Source organism: Syntrophus sp. (in: bacteria) (genome assembly GCF_040768185.1).
GTDB classification, from domain to species: domain Bacteria; phylum Desulfobacterota; class Syntrophia; order Syntrophales; family Syntrophaceae; genus Syntrophus; species Syntrophus buswellii.
This window is the reverse complement of record NZ_JAXGNC010000001.1, coordinates 458881-474058: the sequence shown is the minus strand read 5'-3', so window position 1 is coordinate 474058 and position 15178 is coordinate 458881. Positions and strand designations below refer to the sequence as shown.

Genomic DNA, 15178 nt, shown 5'->3' with positions numbered 1-15178 from the left:
ATGAACGGCATTCTGATCCTGGATAAATCGCCGGGAAAGACGTCACAGAAGGCTGTCTCAGAGGTCAAGCGGATCCTGGGAGTCCGGAAAGCGGGGCATTCCGGTACGCTTGATCCACTGGCCACGGGAGTGCTTCCCATCTGCCTGGACGAGGCAACCAAGCTGGTTCAGTTCCTTTCCCAGGACGATAAGGAATACCGGGCTACAATGCTGCTGGGGGTGACGACGGACACCCTGGACATCGAAGGGCGGATTACAGGACGCCGGAATCCGGCAGTGGATGAAGCCGCGATCCGGGAGGCTCTGGGCGGGTTGACCGGTGAGATGACTCAGGAGCCCCCCCGGTATTCCGCCGTCAAATATAAGGGGAAACCGCTTTACGCCTGGACAAGAAAGGGGATTGACGTTTCTCTCCCCCCCCGCACCGTCAGAATTTATTCCACGGTGTTGGAGGAGATTTCATTTCCCTATGTCCGTTTTCGGGTCGCCTGTTCGAAAGGAACCTACATCCGCACACTTTGCGCCGATTTGGGAGAGCGACTGGGCTGCGGGGGGTGCCTTGCCGGGTTGCGGAGGCTGCGGAGCGGTCAATTCACTCTGGAGGCGGCTGTCTCGCTGGAGGAAGTTTGCGCGGAGGAACGGGAAAAAATCCTGGCGGCCAGAGTGATTTCCCTGAGCGACGGCCTTCTGCACATGGCGGCCATCGAAATCGGCGGGGAACTGGCGGAAAGGATCCGTGAAGGCTGCCAGCCCGATGGACCCGCTTTGAGGGATTATCATATTCCTTCCCTTGAGAATGGAGATATGGTAAAGTTTCTCACTTCAGATGGGGGGCTGGTTGCCGTAGCCAGACTGTTGTGTCCATCGGTCCAGCTGACCGCTTTGGAGATGGGGCAGCCGGCTGCGAAAATTTTGAGGGTTTTTCGCGATTAAGGCCTGGAAGGATGCCGAAATCCGGAATGTCCCGTTCATGAAGCTATAAAACGGATCAGCGCAAGGGAAGGTGCCGCTGGTCGGTTTGTCGATTGCAGAGATCAAATTGTTTATGGAGGATAAAAAACCGTGTTAAGTTCGGATCGAAGAGAAAGCATCATTGGGAATTATCAGTTGCATGAGAAGGATACGGGATCTCCTGAAGTCCAGATTGCGCTTCTGAGTGCCAGGATTGAATACCTGACGGATCACTTCAAGATCCACAAAAAGGACCATCATTCCCGACGGGGTCTGTTGAAGCTGGTCGGGCAGCGAAGAAGGCTTCTGGACTATTTGAAGAATAAGAATATTGAGCGGTACAGGCAGGTTATTCAGCGTCTTGGGTTGAGAAAATAACCAACATTTTCGCGATGGGGCATAAGTGCGGAGTAAGCGGTAAAGCCTGGGGTATAAGGCTGGGGCTGTTTGCCGTTTAAGTTTCGGCTTTACGCCTCCGGCTTTACTCCTTACTCCCTGATCCGTAGTGCCCTGACCGAAAAAATCGCCCGAAGCAGGGGGGACATGAAATTCGCTGCTTCCTGGAATTGGGACGATCCACCGTCTTGTCGAGGGGGATATGCACAAGGGGAGCGTGCGGGGATTTTTCTTTTCTGAAGATCGGGTCTGGAGAGAGGATTTTTAAGGATGAGTACAATATTCAGTGCGGAATTCGCCGGTAGAAATATTTCCGTAAAAACAGGTTATGTCGCGGGCCAGGCAGACGGCGCTGTCATGGTGATTTATGGAGACACCGTTGTGATGGTTACGGCGGTTTCCCTCAAGAAGGCCCGGGAGGGGGTGGATTTTCTTCCCCTGACCGTGGACTATCAGGAAATGACATATGCCGCAGGTAAAATACCCGGCGGATTTTTCAAGCGGGAAGGGCGGCCCAATGAGCGGGAGGTCCTGACGTCGCGGGTGATCGACCGATCCATCCGCCCGCTGTTTCCCAAAGGGTACAGTTATGAAACCCAGCTTGTGGCGACCCTGCTTTCGGTCGATAACGAAAACGACTCGGATGTGGCTGCCCTCCTGGGGGCTTCGGCTGCCCTCGAAATATCCGACATTCCCTTTAAGGGGCCCATTGCAGGTGTTCGGGTGGGTCGGCTGGATGGCCGGTTTGTCTGCAATCCATCCACGGAGGAACAGGAGCGGAGCGATTTGAATCTGTTCCTCGTCGGCAGGAAGGTGGAGCCGGGAACGGACGGCAGGCCCTTCGATGTCAACCTGGTGATGCTGGAGGGCAGTGCCCGGGAAATTGAGGAAGAAACCGTCGTTTCGGCCATTGAGTTCGGGCTGGAATCCATGCGGCCCGTTATGATGCTGCAGGATCAGATCCGGGCGGCGATCGGCCGGTCGAAGAGGCCTTTTTCCGCTGTCGAGATTGACGAATCGCTGGTGGCGGCAGTTACGGAAAAAGCCGCGGAGAAGATGAAAGAGGCCTACCGGATAGCGAGAAAGCTGGACCGTCATGCCGTCCTGGATTCTATCCGGGAGGCTGTTCTGAAGAGCATGACATCGGAGGATGCGGGATTGCGCGGACCGGTGGCGGCCGCACTTGAAGCCCTGGAGAAACGGATTGTCCGGGACATGATCCTAGGGGAAGGAACGAGAATCGACGGCCGATCCCATGCGGATATCCGCGCCATCAGTGCGGAGGTGGGGGTTCTGCCCAGGACCCATGGTTCGGGCCTTTTTAACCGTGGAGAGACCCAGTCTCTGGCGGCTCTAACACTGGGAACTTCATCGGATGAGCAGCGGCTGGATTATGTTGCCGGGGAAGAGACGCGTGCCTTTATCCTCCATTACAATTTTCCCCCTTATTGTGTCGGTGAAGCCAAGCCGCTGAGAAGCCCGGGGCGGCGGGAAATCGGACACGGCAATCTGGCCAGAAGGGCCCTGATGCCGGTGCTTCCTTCCCAGGAAGAGTTTCCCTACACCATCCGCATTGTTTCCGAGATCCTTTCCTCCAACGGATCCTCGTCCATGGCCACGGTCTGCGGGGGCACTCTCTGTCTCATGGATGGCGGCGTTCCCGTCAAGGACGTGGTGGCGGGCATTGCCATGGGACTTCTCAAGGAAGGGGATCAGGTCGTTATCCTTTCCGATATTCTCGGGGATGAGGATCATTCCGGTGACATGGATTTCAAGGTCTGTGGAACCCGGAAGGGTATCACCGCCATGCAGATGGACATAAAAATTGACGGGATCAATCGGGATATCCTCACAAAGGCTCTGGCTCAGGCGAGGGAGGGGCGGCTCTTCATCATTGGAAAGATCCGGGAGACCATATCCGAACCGAGGAAGGAGATCTCCATCTATGCCCCCCGGATTACCACCGTAAAGGTCCGGCCGGAAAAGGTACGTTCCGTCATCGGTACGGGCGGAAAGAATATCCGCCAGATCGTCAGCGAGACAGGGGTAACCATCGACGTGGAAGATGACGGCACGGTGACCATTGCATCCAGCGATATGGAGGCATCGGCCAGAGCCATTGCCATGGTCCGCTGGCTGACGGAAGACGCGGAAGTGGGTAAAATCTACCGCGGGACCGTCAAAAAAGTTGTTGATTTTGGCGCTTTCGTTGAAATATTACCGGGCACCGAGGGGTTGCTCCATATCTCCCAGCTGGCCAAGGAGCGGGTCCATAAGGTGACGGAGATTGTCCACGTAGGCGATGAGGTTATCGTCAAAGTTCTGGAAGTGGACAAACAGGGTAAAATCCGCTTGAGTCGAAAGGATGCCCTGGGAGCAGAGGTGTGACTTCTGCGGATTTTGTGGGCGGCCCATGGCGCTGAAAGAGATCCGGATCCCCGTTCGGAAGCTTCCCCATTTTTCAGGACTTTCCCTGCCGCGGTATGTGACGGGAGGTTCGGCTGGAATGGATCTCCATGCGGCCGTAACGGAGGACGTGCTGATCGGTCCGGGGGAGAGGGCCCTGATTCCCACGGGTCTGATCATCGCGTTGCCGGAGGGGTTCGAAGCCCAGATCCGGCCGCGCAGCGGCCTGGCCTTAACGCACGGCATTACGCTGGTCAATTCCCCCGGTACGATCGATGCCGATTACCGGGGGGAAATCGGCGTCCTGCTGATCAACCATGGCAAAGAACCCTTTCTGATTTCCCGGGGAGCCCGTATTGCCCAGATGGTCGTTACTTCCGTCTACCGGGCAGCCTGGACTGAATCCTGCGACCTGGAATCCACAGTCCGGGGAAACGGCGGTTTTGGCCATTCCGGCACATCCTGAGGTTTGAAGTCATGAAGAGGCACAGAGTCCACAAGACGTATCAGGAGATCAATGAGAAGATAAAGCAGGGAAAGGCTGTCGTCGTGACCGCCGAGGAGATGATCGACGTCGTGGCGCGTCATGGCGATGTCGAAGCGGCTAGGAAAATCGATGTGGTCACGACCGGGACCTTCAGCCCGATGTGCTCCTCGGGAGCTTTCCTCAATTTCGGACACACTTCGCCAAAAATTCGTGCCTCCAGAGTATGGCTTAATGACGTTCCTGCCTATGGCGGCATTGCGGCCGTAGACTGTTATCTCGGCGCCACGGAAGTTGTGGAAGGCGATCCGCTCAACAGTGTCTATCCCGGCGAATTCAATTACGGCGGAGGGCACGTCATTCAGGATCTTGTTTCGGGGAATCTGATTCGCCTCAGGGCGGAGGGTTACGGCACGGATTGCTATCCATCCCGGAAGTTTGAAAAAAACATCACCCTGAACGATCTCCGCGACGCCATCCTTTTCAATCCCCGGAATGCCTATCAAAATTATAACTGCGCCGTCAATATGTCGGACAAGACCATTTACACCTACATGGGAGTGCTCCGACCCCGGATGGCTAATGCAAATTATGCCACATCGGGCCAGCTCAGTCCCCTCTTTAATGACCCCTACTACAGAACCATCGGTATCGGAACAAGAATCTTTCTCGGCGGCGCCCAGGGCTTTGTCGCCTGGCCGGGGACCCAGCACAATCCCAATGTGATTCGGGGAAAGAACGGAGTGCCCAAGGAAGGCGCCGCAACGATCGCCACGATCGGAAACCTCAGGGAAATGAGCCCCGAATGGCTGGTGGGGGCGAGTATTCTGGGCTACGGGGTATCGCTGTATGTCGGCATCGGTATCCCGATCCCGATCCTTGATGAGGAAATGGCCCGTTACACCGCGGTCAAGGATGAGGATCTCTATGCCCAGATTTATGATTATGGCATGGACTACCCCAAGGGTGCGGCCAAAAGTCTGGGGGAAGTCAGCTATAAAGATCTACGTAGCGGGGGCATTGAATTAAACGGCAAAAAGGTTTCAACGGCCCCTCTCTCCAGTTATTACAAAGCCCGGGAGATCTGTGAATTTCTCAAGGAAGAGATCGAACGCGGTAATTTTCTCCTGGGTGAACCACAACAACTCCTTCCTGCCGTAGATTAAGAATTATCTGATGTAGTATGGCATAATTTGTGATTGTAGTTTCTTCACTACAGGAACATGACGAATTCGACTGCCTCAGATAATTCGTTTCTTACGGTTTCCTTCCCAAACTCTGAAACAAGGAGAACGTTCGAATGAAAATCGGTCGATATCTTGCCCTGTTTGTTTTTCTGATGGGATTGCTCATCACGTTCGGCAATCGCGGATTGCTTGACAATTACATGATGGAGAAACGGCTTTCTTCCCTGAAAAAAGAAAACCAGGAAATCGTTCTTCAGAATGTTCAACTGAGGAACACGATTGCATTGCTCAGGGATGACCTTTCCTACATGGAAACCATTGCGAGAAACGAGTTGGGAATGGTGAAAGAGGGCGACAGGGTCTATCAGTTCGCCAAATAGAGGATTCAACACATAGGACTTTTCTTCCGGGTATGCGATGCTGGACTTCAAAAGTTTGCTAGACTTCAAAAGTTTATTTCCGGGCAGCAGGCATCTTGCAGGTCTTGACATCGGTTCAAGTTCACTGAAGCTTGCCGAGATTCTGGAATTGCCTAAAGGCGGCTATGTCCTGAACCGCTTTTCACAGATTCCTCTTCCCAGGGGCATCATCGTCGACGGTATCATCAACGATTCCTCCCTGCTGGCGGCAAAAGTCAAAGAACTTTTCAAAACATCGGGCCATCTCCGAAAGGGTATTGTCACCTCCCTTTCCGGCCATTCCGTCATCATCAAAAAAGTAGGCTTTCCGACGATGGAAGAAGAGGAAATGCGCGATATGATCCGTGAGGATGCCGCGCAGTATCTGCCCTTCGACAACATGGAAGAGGTCAACTTTGATTTTCAGATCCTTGGTGAAAATGAGTACAACTCCGATCAGTTGGATGTATTGCTTGTTGCTGCGAAAAGGGACATTATCGACAGCTATACGGATGCCCTTCAAGCGGCGGGACTGGAGGTCGTCATCATGGATGTGGATTCCTTCGCACTGGAAACCGTCTATGAGGAAAATTATGATTTTGACGAGAATGATATTGTCGCCCTCGTCAACATTGGCGCCTCTATCACCAACATCAACGTCGTCAGGAACGACGCCTCCATTTTCACCCGGGATTTTACGCTGGGCGGAAATATCGTAACGGAATCTCTGGCGGAAAGGCTCGGGATTTCCTTTGATGAGGCGGAGCGGATCAAGACAGAGGGGCCTGATGGAAGCGGATTGAGCGCTGATGACTTTTCGGCGAGCCTCATGGGATATGCCGATCCTATTTGTGCGGAAATTGAGCGCTCCATCGAATTCTTTCGATCGACCTTCGGTGGGGATTACATCAAGAATGTCCTGCTCTCAGGTGGCGGCGCCAAGTTATCCGGCATTGCACAGGACCTTCAGCAAAGGCTTGGTGTTGATACGGAAGTCTTCGATCCCTTTAAAAAAATTGACATCAACAACAAATATGTCGACGCTTCTCTGGTTGGGCAGATCGGGCCTGCTCTGGCTGTCTGTATGGGTCTGGCCCTGCGTCGGGTGGAGGATAAATGATTCGGATCAATCTCCTTCCCTATCGAGAGAAAAAAAAGCAAGCCGGTCTTCAAAAGCAGGTTTTTCTTTTCGGCGGTTCCTTCCTGGCTCTTCTTCTGATCCTTGGCGGCATCCATTTGTTCATGATTACCAGCATTCGAAGCTATGAAGGGGATATTAAGGAAAAGGAAGAGGTCCTGGCCAGGCTGAATAAAATTGCCGGCGAGGTTGAGATTTTCAAGAAGGACAAAAATGTCCTTGAGAAGAAGCTTTCCGTTATTTCCCGCCTGGAAGAGAATCGGCTGGCTCCGGTTCGTTATCTGAACGATCTGAACTCCTCCGTTCCAATCGGAGATGCCTGGATCGACCGGATAATCCTCAAAGAGTCGGATCTGAGGTTGGAAGGGGTTGCCCGGAACAATATGGTTCTGTCACGTTTTATGAGAAATCTGGAAGGCCGAAGTTTTCTCTCGGCTGTCGATCTGGTTTCCTCCACACAGAAGGAATATTCGGGAATGAAATTCCATCAGTTTGTCTTGAACTGCAAGATTAAAAAACAAGGAATCTGATCCATGGCTATCTCGCTGGATGATATCAAAAAGCTCTCTCCGCAGAAAAAAGCGCTCCTGGCAGGGGTTTTCCTGCTGCTGGCCGGTTATTTATACTGGTCCTTTTTCCTTTCCACTGCGCTGGAAACTCGGGCAAATCTGAAGTCGCAGGCCGAAGAGCTTTCTCGGAAAGTGGAAGAAAAGCAGCGCATTGCCAGTCAGAAGCAGAAATACGTCAAGGAAGTGGCGCTCCTGAAGCAGAAATTTGAAGTGGCAATGGCCAAGCTTCCTGAAAAAAAGGATATGCCCTCTTTGCTTTACGAGATCGCCATGGCTGGAAAAAATGCCGGCATTGAATCCGTTCATTTTGAACCTGTTGAGAAGTCTGCCGATGCAAAGGAAGGTGACGGCAAGCAGGGAGCGGCAAAAGGGAATGAGCCCAAAGCGGCCGATCATAAGCCGGGCGATAAGGCCTCCAGTGGCAAGACTCCGGAAGCTGGGGGATTTTACGAGGAAATCCCTGTGAAGATGGGTGTTGTCGGCCGTTATCATAACACCGTACTCTTTTTTCAGAAGATGGCCGGGATGCCCCGCATTGTCAACATTGAAGATTTTCTGATAGAAGAGTCCAAGGAATCCAAGGGAACGGGTCGCATCCTGAACACGGCCTGTCTGGTAAAGACCTACATGTTTCTGGAAAAGAAGGATGAACATGCGAAGAAGAAGATCGAAGAAAAGCCGTAGATTCTCCGGCGCATTCATCGTCGGCGTGTTCTTGAGTCTGACGATCGGAACAGCCCAGGGGTGGGGTGCGACATTCTCACCCAAGTCTGTAACCGATCCTGGAGTTTCAGGAACGCGAGAGCCGTTTACAATCAGCTACGCTTCTTACAACTTCTCAAGGAAGCCCGATCCTTTTGAACCTTTTGTCGAAAAGGACCTGTCTCTAAAAAAACGGAAGGCTGTGAAGAAAGTGAAGCCCCTGTCCATCTTCCCTTTGCAGAGAGCATCCGTAAATGAATTCAGGCTGGTGGGAATTGCAGGGACAGATCAGGGCCGAACGGCGATTGTGACCAATGCCCGCGGTAATTTTTTCCCTTTGTCCGTTGGGACCATCATCGGTCTGAATGGAGGGCAGGTCATCGGGATTTTAGAAGATCGCGTGATTGTTGAAGAGAGAATAGCGGCAGGAAAAGGGCAGTATAAGACGCAGCTTATTCCGTTGAAGCTTCAAAAAGTGGAATGAAGTGAGGATGAGATGAAAAAAATAGGGCAGCTATTGGGAATTGCTTTGTTGTTAAGTTCCTTGTGGGTTTTTCCATCAGGGGTTTCAGCAGAAAATGTCGAAGTTGAGAAGGCCGCCGTGAAAGGTAACGGTGCCGTAACATCGGCCCTGGATGCTGGAAATCTTGAAAATATCACCCTGGACCAGATAAAGGGCAGGGAACGGGTCACCTTTATTGCCACCAAGATTTCGAAGTTCAAGGTGGATGAAGAGCCGGGAAGCGCCGTTTTGCTGAAAATGGAAAACCTGCAGGTACCGGAACTCCTTCTTCGGCCATTTTATGATGACGCCATGATCAATATCAGGCAGGTCCTCGCCGAGCAGAAGACCATCAAGGACGTTCCCTGGGTTTATGCCACCATCGATCTGCAGAAGCCGGTTCCCTACAGTGTGCGTCAGGAGGGGCAAAACGTCATCCTGGATTTCAATGTGGCCACCTTGGGAGAAACAGAAAAATCTGCCATGATGAAAAAAGTGGCCCAGGCAAAAGCCGCTTACCGTTCGCCCCAGAATTCGCAAGAGGCCGAACTGGCGGACAATCAGGAAACAGGGAATATTCCACCCAACGGTGGGATTGGCGAAGTCAGGCGTGGTGCTCAGAAAATATCCCTGGATTTTCAGGATGCCGACATGCGCGCGGTTCTTCGTCTGCTGGCGGAGACGGGCGGAGTCAGCATTGTTGCCGGGCCGGATGTGAAGGGGGCCGTCAGCATTCACATGAAGGATGTTCCCTGGGATCAGGCCCTTGAGACCATCCTGGATATCTACGGCATGGCGAAAAAGGAAATGGGCAACGTCATCAGCGTCATGACCCTGGAAAAGAAGAAAAAGGATGAGCAGGCGCGGAAAGCTGCCGAAAAGGATCAGATCGAGGCGGAGGTGGCCCGAAGAGAACGGGAACAGCAGCTCCTGGCTGAAAAGGGCAAGCTTCGGCAAATCGCCATCGAGGCGAAAATTGTCGAGGCAAGCGATGACTTTGTGCGAAATCTTGGAGTTTCATGGGGAGGGAAGTTTACTGCCCGCGTAGGAGACTATTCCTCCCAGACGGCATGGGGTACCAATACGAATAAAACAGAGGGGCAAACGAACCCTGTCTCTTATCCGTATCCAAAAGGAATAACCGCCTCTCCCGCCGGGTCGCAGGCAGCCGTTAACCTGCCGGGGGCTCTTGTTGGAACGCCGACCCTGGGCTTTGTCATCGGCGGTGCCAATGCCGTGTTGGAGGCACAGATCGCCGCGCTGGAATCCACGAGTTCGGGTAAGATCATCTCCACTCCCAAAGTAACGACGATGGACGGTGTTAAGGCAACCATCAAACAGGGTGAAGAAATTCCTTATACCACTTATGAAGCCTCGGGGGGGGCCTCTTACCCAAAGGTCAGTTTCAAGGACGCCTTGCTGAAGCTGGAAGTGACCCCGACCATTACGCCGGACGGCAGGATTTCCATGCTCATCAATGCCACCAACGACCGGGGGGATTATTCAAAAGCGTCAGAGTTGAATGGAAATATCCCCATTATTAAAAATGAAGTGGATTCCAAGGTTGTTGTGGAAGACGGCACGACCGTGGTCATTGGCGGTGTTTCCAAAACGACCGACGACAGGGGGATGAGCGGGGTGCCATGGCTTTCCAAGATCCCTGTCCTGGGCTGGCTTTTCAAATCAGAGAGCATCGATAAGACGAGGAAGCAGCTCTTGATCTTTGTGACCCCAAAAATTATACCGGATGTTGAGACTCCGTCAGTGGCGAAGGCGAGTCTTATCGGCAAGCCGTAATGAGTTTCATCGTGAAAAGGGTCTTTGAAACCATCCTCACCTTTGCCCTGGTGTTCGTATTCCTCGGCCTGGGGCGTTCCGGGGAGGCGGCAGCCTCCGGATCAGGAACATTTCGATGCGGACATGACATGGTGTCCCTGGGAGACAGCATGGCGGATGTCATGTTACGCTGTGGAGAACCTACGTACCGTCATGAAACGGGAGTCAGAGGGAAGGCCCGAACCGTCGTCCGCAAAAGCAGCGAACGTTCGCAGGGCGGTGAAAGTCATCACTCCGAAAAAGCAAAACGGACTGCCCGCAGGACGAACTATAAAGAGCAGGTGACGGAAAGGTGGTATTACAACAGAGGTTCCAATGATTTCGTTTACCACCTTTCCTTTGAAGGTGGAACCCTGACTAAAATCGACCAGGGGAAGCGGGGCAAATAAACCCCACTCCACACCGGAGCGGATAGCGGGGCTTTAGGGCAGAGTACTTGCTTGCACAGGCATCCGTTGAGCCATTGATGCCGGTGCCGGCGCGCGCAGCCCGGGATGTCACAGGCTATTGGAATGCTTGAGGCAATCCGATATTCCGAAGCATGCAAGAAAGTCCCGCATCTGTCTTGACATGCCATCCAGGCTGTGATAGCTCCTCCAACTGTAGGCAGACTTGTTCAAGTCGAATCATACCCGCATTACGTCAAAATTCTCAATACGGTAAGAATTCCATATGGATAGAGCCGCATTTTTCTCCGTAACACAAACCCTGCTTGAGCAAGGCGATTATGAGGGCGCCTTGGAGGCGGTAAAAATCTGGCTTGAAAAGCATCCCGGGGACGTTGATGCGCTTCTGGTTCAGTGCCATGCCTGCATGCGGCTGGGTAAACTCGACGAGGCCTCAGCCCTCGTTGAGGATGTGGAACTGACGGTATTGGGACTGTCTCGTGTCTTTGCCTGCATGGGGGATATCTGTTTCAAGGGGGGGTTGAACCAGGAAGCGGCCAAATTTTATCGTCGCTTTATAGCGTTGAACCCCGTTTCCGATCTTTCCCGGGAGGTATCCGGCAAACTTCGGATGCTTGAGGAGGATCAAGCGGATTCCATTCAGGAATTCAAGGCCGATGAAACTTCCGTCTCTCCCATGACGGCAGGTCTGCAAACGTTGACGATGGCGGACCTGTACATCCGCCAGGGGCATCTGGATGCGGCGGAATCTCTTCTGACACAGATGTTGATCAAGAATCCCGACGACCAGGCCATTCAGGAAAGACTGAACCAGGTCCTGGCTTCAAAGAACTCTTCGGCAACAAAAGCCATTCATCTCCGGCAGCGGGAGAAAGTGATCGAAACCTTGAATCTCTGGCTGATCCGCCTCCAGAAAAGAAGACGTTATGCGTTTTGAACGGAAGGATTATCAAATCCGTTTGTCCCGCTTGCGTTCCAAACGCTTTTTCCAGGGCGGCGTTCAAGCGCTTCTGCTCTTTGACCTGCATAATATCCGCTATTTGACGGGATTTACCGGAAGTGACGGGGTGCTGGTGGTTCGACCACAAGCGGCCACGTTGCTGGTTGACGGACGATACGTGACCCAGGCGCAGGAGGAAGTTCAAAGCGCCGATATCTATTGCTATCAGGACAAGGTGGATGGCATCGTAGCCGTTCTGGACCGGGCAGTGGAAGATCCTGTTGGTTTCGAAGCCTCTGCAGTGAGTTACGATTTCTATCAGAAGCTGGCGGAGCGGCTTCGAAAAGAAAACTTGACGCCTCTGTCGGAAGAGTTGTATTCGCTTCGGGCGGTCAAGGAGGATCGGGAGATTTCCTGTATCCGCCGGGCTGCACAGCTGTCCGCCGGTGTGCTGGAAGCCGTGTCCCGAAGGATTCGTCCGGGGATGTCTGAGCTTGATCTTGCCCTGGAGATTGATTTCGGGGCCAAGAGGGCGGGGGCGGAACGAATGGCCTTTGAAACGATCGTGGCGTCAGGAGCCAATGCCGCTTTGCCCCACGCAAAACCCGGTCGAAAAATCCTGGAATATGGTGATCTGGTTGTTGTAGACTATGGTGCGGTCGTCGATGGGTATTGCTCGGATGAAACCTGCACCTTCTGCCTGGGATCTGCGGATGACAGGAAACGGGAAATATACTCCAGAGTGAAGGAGGCTCATGACAGGGCTCTGGATGAGGTCCGCTCCGGCGTCACCTGCAGCCGCATTGATCATGTAGCAAGGGCTTGCCTGGCTCAATACGGCCTGGATTCCTATTTCACCCACGGCACCGGCCACGGCGTCGGGCTGGAGGTTCACGAAGCTCCGAGGGTATCGAGGAATACCGACACGGTTCTTTCCGAGGGGATGATTATAACCATAGAACCCGGAGTATATCTTCCCGGTCAATGGGGAATCAGAATCGAAGATACCGTGTTGGTGCGTGAGGACGGGGCTGAGGTCCTGACAAAAATGCCGAAAGATTTGCTGGTCTTATAAATTCAACAAACAGGGTGTTAATCTATGAAAATGTTTCCGGATGATCTTCTTTATAGTCGCGAACACATTTGGGTGGCCGTTGACGGCAATATGGCTACCCTGGGTATTACAGAGTATGCCCAGGAAAAGCTTGGAGATGTGGATGAGGTCGAATTGCCCAAGGGGGATATCTTTGTTGAAAGGGATGAACCCTTCGGGACGGTCGAGTCTGCAAGCGACGTATTTGAGCTGGTTTCACCCCTGTCGGGAGAAATCGTCAATGTCAATGAGGACATTCTGGATGACGTGACCATTCTGAACAGTGATCCTTACGATGCCGGGTGGATTGTGGTGATTGAGATGAAAGATCCAGAGGAGTTGGACGATCTTCTGGAGATCAGGGATTATCAGGATTACATTGCCCAGGAAGAGGATTGATTGCGGTGCTGATATTTTTTGGGTGACTCAAATTTTTTAGGTTGCAATTTGAAGCAATATTGCGTATAGAAAACATCTATCTTGTCGTTAGCCTGTTCCTTTTTGAGAGAAGATTGCGAAGTCCGCTCGTTATGTTAAAAAGATGATTTAAAAAGATTGCGAAGGGTTTTTCATATTCAATAAAGGCAGAGTTGCCCAGTAAGGAGTGTGGTAAAACATATTGGTAAAAGCAAAGGGTGGTTTACGGCATGAGAAATCATGATCCGTGCTGCCCTTTTTTTATATAACAGAGACGGAGGGTTAGTTGATGGGGCATTTGATTCGGTAAGATCTTTTACCGATATGAGCGGGTTGGCCGCTTTTTGTCTTAAATGTCTTGAATCCACCTTTCACGCTTGAGTCTTATTGAATTTCAGGTTCCGTCCATCGCTCCGAAGCTTAAACGAAATAAGATAAGAGTCTTCTGTTTTTCCCGCAATTCCAGTTCCAGAATTTCAATGAAGGTATGGCCGCGGCACTGCAGGCGGACACGAGTCGTAGCTTGAAGCGTTGGCAGAATCGCCGGCAAAGCATGCCTTCGATAGGGAGCTGAAATGACGCGCCGGTACATTTCTTGTGGCCGCGCCCTTGTTTGGGCTTTTCCTGAGATGCGGTCATTCAGGGACTCGAGCCCGGGGGAGAGTAAGGAGTTAACGAGGTTTCATTTGAACCAATATATAGAAAATCCATAAATGATAGAAGGAGATATGATTTGGAAGTTAAAGTGTTCGACAATGATGTGGAAAAGGCCTTGAAGATTTTGAAAAACAAGCTTTCTAAAAGTGGGCTGTTCAAGGAGTTGAAAGTCCGCAGGGCCTATGAGAAGCCATCCGTAAAGCGCAAGAGGAAGGCCATTGAAGCGCGGCGCCGCTTTGCGAAGGTCCAGAGAAGAAGAGGCGCGTAAGCGGAAGTTCATTCGTCCCTTTGCTGTGATGAGTAACGGCTGAACACAGGGTTTTCCATTGTGTCTTTGTAAAAATGACGCAGGCGGGGTTTTGACCGCATGAGCAATCGCCTTTGTCGTCCTGCAGGAAAGCTTTATTTCGGCATGGTGTGGAGTTTATGGCCAAGGTAGAGAAGCAGTATCTTGTAGATGCCCTTTCGATTGAGGAATCATGGCGGATATTCCGCATTATGGCCGAATTTGTAGAAAGCATCGAAGAGCTTTCCACGTTGAGAAACGCCGTCAGCATTTTCGGTTCTGCGCGTGTCAAGCCGGGGGATTCATGCTACCAGCAGGCGGAATACCTGTCGCGGCGCCTGGCGGAAAAGGGGTTCAGCGTGATCACGGGCGGCGGACCCGGCGTGATGGAGGCAGCCAATAAGGGGGCTTCCGAAGGCGGCGGAAAATCCGTGGGGATGAATATCCGTTTGCCCTTTGAGCAGAAGCCGAATCCTTATTCGAATGTCAGCATTGATTACAAATACTTCTTCATCCGCAAGGTGATGTTCGTAAAATATGCCGTGGCCTACGTGATATTTCCCGGAGGGTATGGCACATTGGACGAACTCTTTGAAGCGTTGACGCTCATTCAGACTCGACGCATCAAAAGTTTTCCCGTCGTTCTGCTGGGAAGTTCCTACTGGAAAGGCCTGATGGAATGGATGAGCGACACGATGCTGAAGGAGAATATGATCCTGCCCGAAGACCTTGACCTTATCCGGATTACCGACGATCCCGAAGAAGCCGTTCGGTACATTCAGCGATTCATCATCCTGTAATTTTTTCTT

Annotated in this window: 17 protein-coding genes; all 17 read left to right on the top strand. The window is 52.3% G+C overall.

The genetic code is table 11. The features are described 5' to 3' along the window. The 17 genes from truB to AB3175_RS02170 all read left to right on the top strand — a co-directional run bounded on the left by truB (position 1) and on the right by AB3175_RS02170 (position 15169). Entirely contained in the window at positions 1–933 is a 933-nt protein-coding gene (truB, locus tag AB3175_RS02250) for a tRNA pseudouridine(55) synthase TruB (protein WP_367359308.1), read from the top strand. A gap of 129 nt (positions 934–1062) precedes the next feature. Continuing rightward, on the top strand, positions 1063–1329 hold the full coding sequence (gene rpsO / locus AB3175_RS02245) for a 30S ribosomal protein S15 (protein WP_367359307.1): 267 nt from the start codon (positions 1063–1065) through the stop codon (positions 1327–1329). Between the two features lie 288 nt (positions 1330–1617). Continuing rightward, positions 1618–3735 (top strand): polyribonucleotide nucleotidyltransferase, encoded by a 2118-nt coding sequence (locus AB3175_RS02240; RefSeq protein WP_367359306.1) that lies wholly within the window; start codon positions 1618–1620, stop codon positions 3733–3735. Positions 3736–3760: 25 nt separating this feature from the next. Then, positions 3761–4219, top strand: a complete 459-nt coding sequence (dut, locus tag AB3175_RS02235) for a dUTP diphosphatase (RefSeq protein ID WP_367359305.1) — start codon at positions 3761–3763, stop codon at positions 4217–4219. An 11-nt stretch (positions 4220–4230) separates the two neighbouring features. Beyond that, positions 4231–5403, top strand: a complete 1173-nt coding sequence (locus tag AB3175_RS02230; protein ID WP_367359304.1) for a homocysteine biosynthesis protein — start codon at positions 4231–4233, stop codon at positions 5401–5403. A 134-nt stretch (positions 5404–5537) separates the two neighbouring features. Next, positions 5538–5804 (top strand): septum formation initiator family protein, encoded by a 267-nt coding sequence (locus AB3175_RS02225; RefSeq protein ID WP_367359303.1) that lies wholly within the window; start codon positions 5538–5540, stop codon positions 5802–5804. A 55-nt stretch (positions 5805–5859) separates the two neighbouring features. Then, complete coding sequence (gene pilM, locus AB3175_RS02220; RefSeq protein ID WP_367359302.1) at positions 5860–6942, top strand: type IV pilus assembly protein PilM; 1083 nt, start codon at positions 5860–5862, stop codon at positions 6940–6942. Further along, complete coding sequence (locus AB3175_RS02215) at positions 6939–7490, top strand: PilN domain-containing protein (RefSeq protein WP_367359301.1); 552 nt, start codon at positions 6939–6941, stop codon at positions 7488–7490. The genes pilM and AB3175_RS02215 overlap by 4 nt, the downstream gene beginning before the upstream one ends. A 3-nt stretch (positions 7491–7493) precedes the next feature. Beyond that, entirely contained in the window at positions 7494–8213 is a 720-nt protein-coding gene (locus AB3175_RS02210; protein WP_367359300.1) for a type 4a pilus biogenesis protein PilO, read from the top strand. Then, positions 8182–8715 (top strand): pilus assembly protein PilP, encoded by a 534-nt coding sequence (locus AB3175_RS02205; RefSeq protein WP_367359299.1) that lies wholly within the window; start codon positions 8182–8184, stop codon positions 8713–8715. The genes AB3175_RS02210 and AB3175_RS02205 overlap by 32 nt, the downstream gene beginning before the upstream one ends. Positions 8716–8832: 117 nt before the next feature. Beyond that, the gene (locus AB3175_RS02200) at positions 8833–10530 is read left to right on the top strand and encodes a secretin and TonB N-terminal domain-containing protein (RefSeq protein ID WP_367359298.1); all 1698 of its coding nucleotides are present in this window, start codon (positions 8833–8835) and stop codon (positions 10528–10530) included. An 11-nt stretch (positions 10531–10541) separates the two neighbouring features. Continuing rightward, positions 10542–10958: a DUF2845 domain-containing protein gene (locus AB3175_RS02195; protein WP_367359297.1), complete on the top strand. Its 417-nt coding sequence runs from the start codon at positions 10542–10544 to the stop codon at positions 10956–10958. 283 nt (positions 10959–11241) lie between these two features. Further along, positions 11242–11913 (top strand): tetratricopeptide repeat protein, encoded by a 672-nt coding sequence (locus AB3175_RS02190; protein WP_367359296.1) that lies wholly within the window; start codon positions 11242–11244, stop codon positions 11911–11913. Further along, a complete protein-coding gene (locus AB3175_RS02185) occupies positions 11903–12991 on the top strand; it encodes a M24 family metallopeptidase (protein WP_367359295.1) in 1089 nt (362 codons plus the stop codon). Before AB3175_RS02190 ends, AB3175_RS02185 begins: the two co-directional genes overlap by 11 nt. A 24-nt stretch (positions 12992–13015) precedes the next feature. Next, a complete protein-coding gene (locus tag AB3175_RS02180; RefSeq protein WP_367359294.1) occupies positions 13016–13408 on the top strand; it encodes a glycine cleavage system protein H in 393 nt (130 codons plus the stop codon). Between the two features lie 751 nt (positions 13409–14159). Continuing rightward, a complete protein-coding gene (rpsU, locus tag AB3175_RS02175; RefSeq protein WP_093881850.1) occupies positions 14160–14351 on the top strand; it encodes a 30S ribosomal protein S21 in 192 nt (63 codons plus the stop codon). A gap of 158 nt (positions 14352–14509) precedes the next feature. Next, entirely contained in the window at positions 14510–15169 is a 660-nt protein-coding gene (locus AB3175_RS02170) for a TIGR00730 family Rossman fold protein (RefSeq protein ID WP_367359293.1), read from the top strand. The last annotated feature ends 9 nt before the right edge of the window (positions 15170–15178 follow it).

Bases quoted from the DNA above. Each gene is read 5' to 3' on its own strand.
- AB3175_RS02185 (WP_367359295.1), top strand. From the start codon at position 11,903: ATGCGTTTTGAACGGAAGGATTATCAAATCCGTTTGTCCCGCTTGCGT.
- AB3175_RS02230 (WP_367359304.1), top strand. From the start codon at position 4,231: ATGAAGAGGCACAGAGTCCACAAGACGTATCAGGAGATCAATGAGAAG.
- dut (WP_367359305.1), top strand. From the start codon at position 3,761: ATGGCGCTGAAAGAGATCCGGATCCCCGTTCGGAAGCTTCCCCATTTT.
- AB3175_RS02240 (WP_367359306.1), top strand. From the start codon at position 1,618: ATGAGTACAATATTCAGTGCGGAATTCGCCGGTAGAAATATTTCCGTA.
- AB3175_RS02170 (WP_367359293.1), top strand. From the start codon at position 14,510: ATGGCCAAGGTAGAGAAGCAGTATCTTGTAGATGCCCTTTCGATTGAG.
- AB3175_RS02210 (WP_367359300.1), top strand. From the start codon at position 7,494: ATGGCTATCTCGCTGGATGATATCAAAAAGCTCTCTCCGCAGAAAAAA.
- AB3175_RS02190 (WP_367359296.1), top strand. From the start codon at position 11,242: ATGGATAGAGCCGCATTTTTCTCCGTAACACAAACCCTGCTTGAGCAA.
- AB3175_RS02225 (WP_367359303.1), top strand. From the start codon at position 5,538: ATGAAAATCGGTCGATATCTTGCCCTGTTTGTTTTTCTGATGGGATTG.
- AB3175_RS02205 (WP_367359299.1), top strand. From the start codon at position 8,182: ATGCGAAGAAGAAGATCGAAGAAAAGCCGTAGATTCTCCGGCGCATTC.
- AB3175_RS02180 (WP_367359294.1), top strand. From the start codon at position 13,016: ATGAAAATGTTTCCGGATGATCTTCTTTATAGTCGCGAACACATTTGG.
- AB3175_RS02215 (WP_367359301.1), top strand. From the start codon at position 6,939: ATGATTCGGATCAATCTCCTTCCCTATCGAGAGAAAAAAAAGCAAGCC.
- truB (WP_367359308.1), top strand. From the start codon at position 1: ATGAACGGCATTCTGATCCTGGATAAATCGCCGGGAAAGACGTCACAG.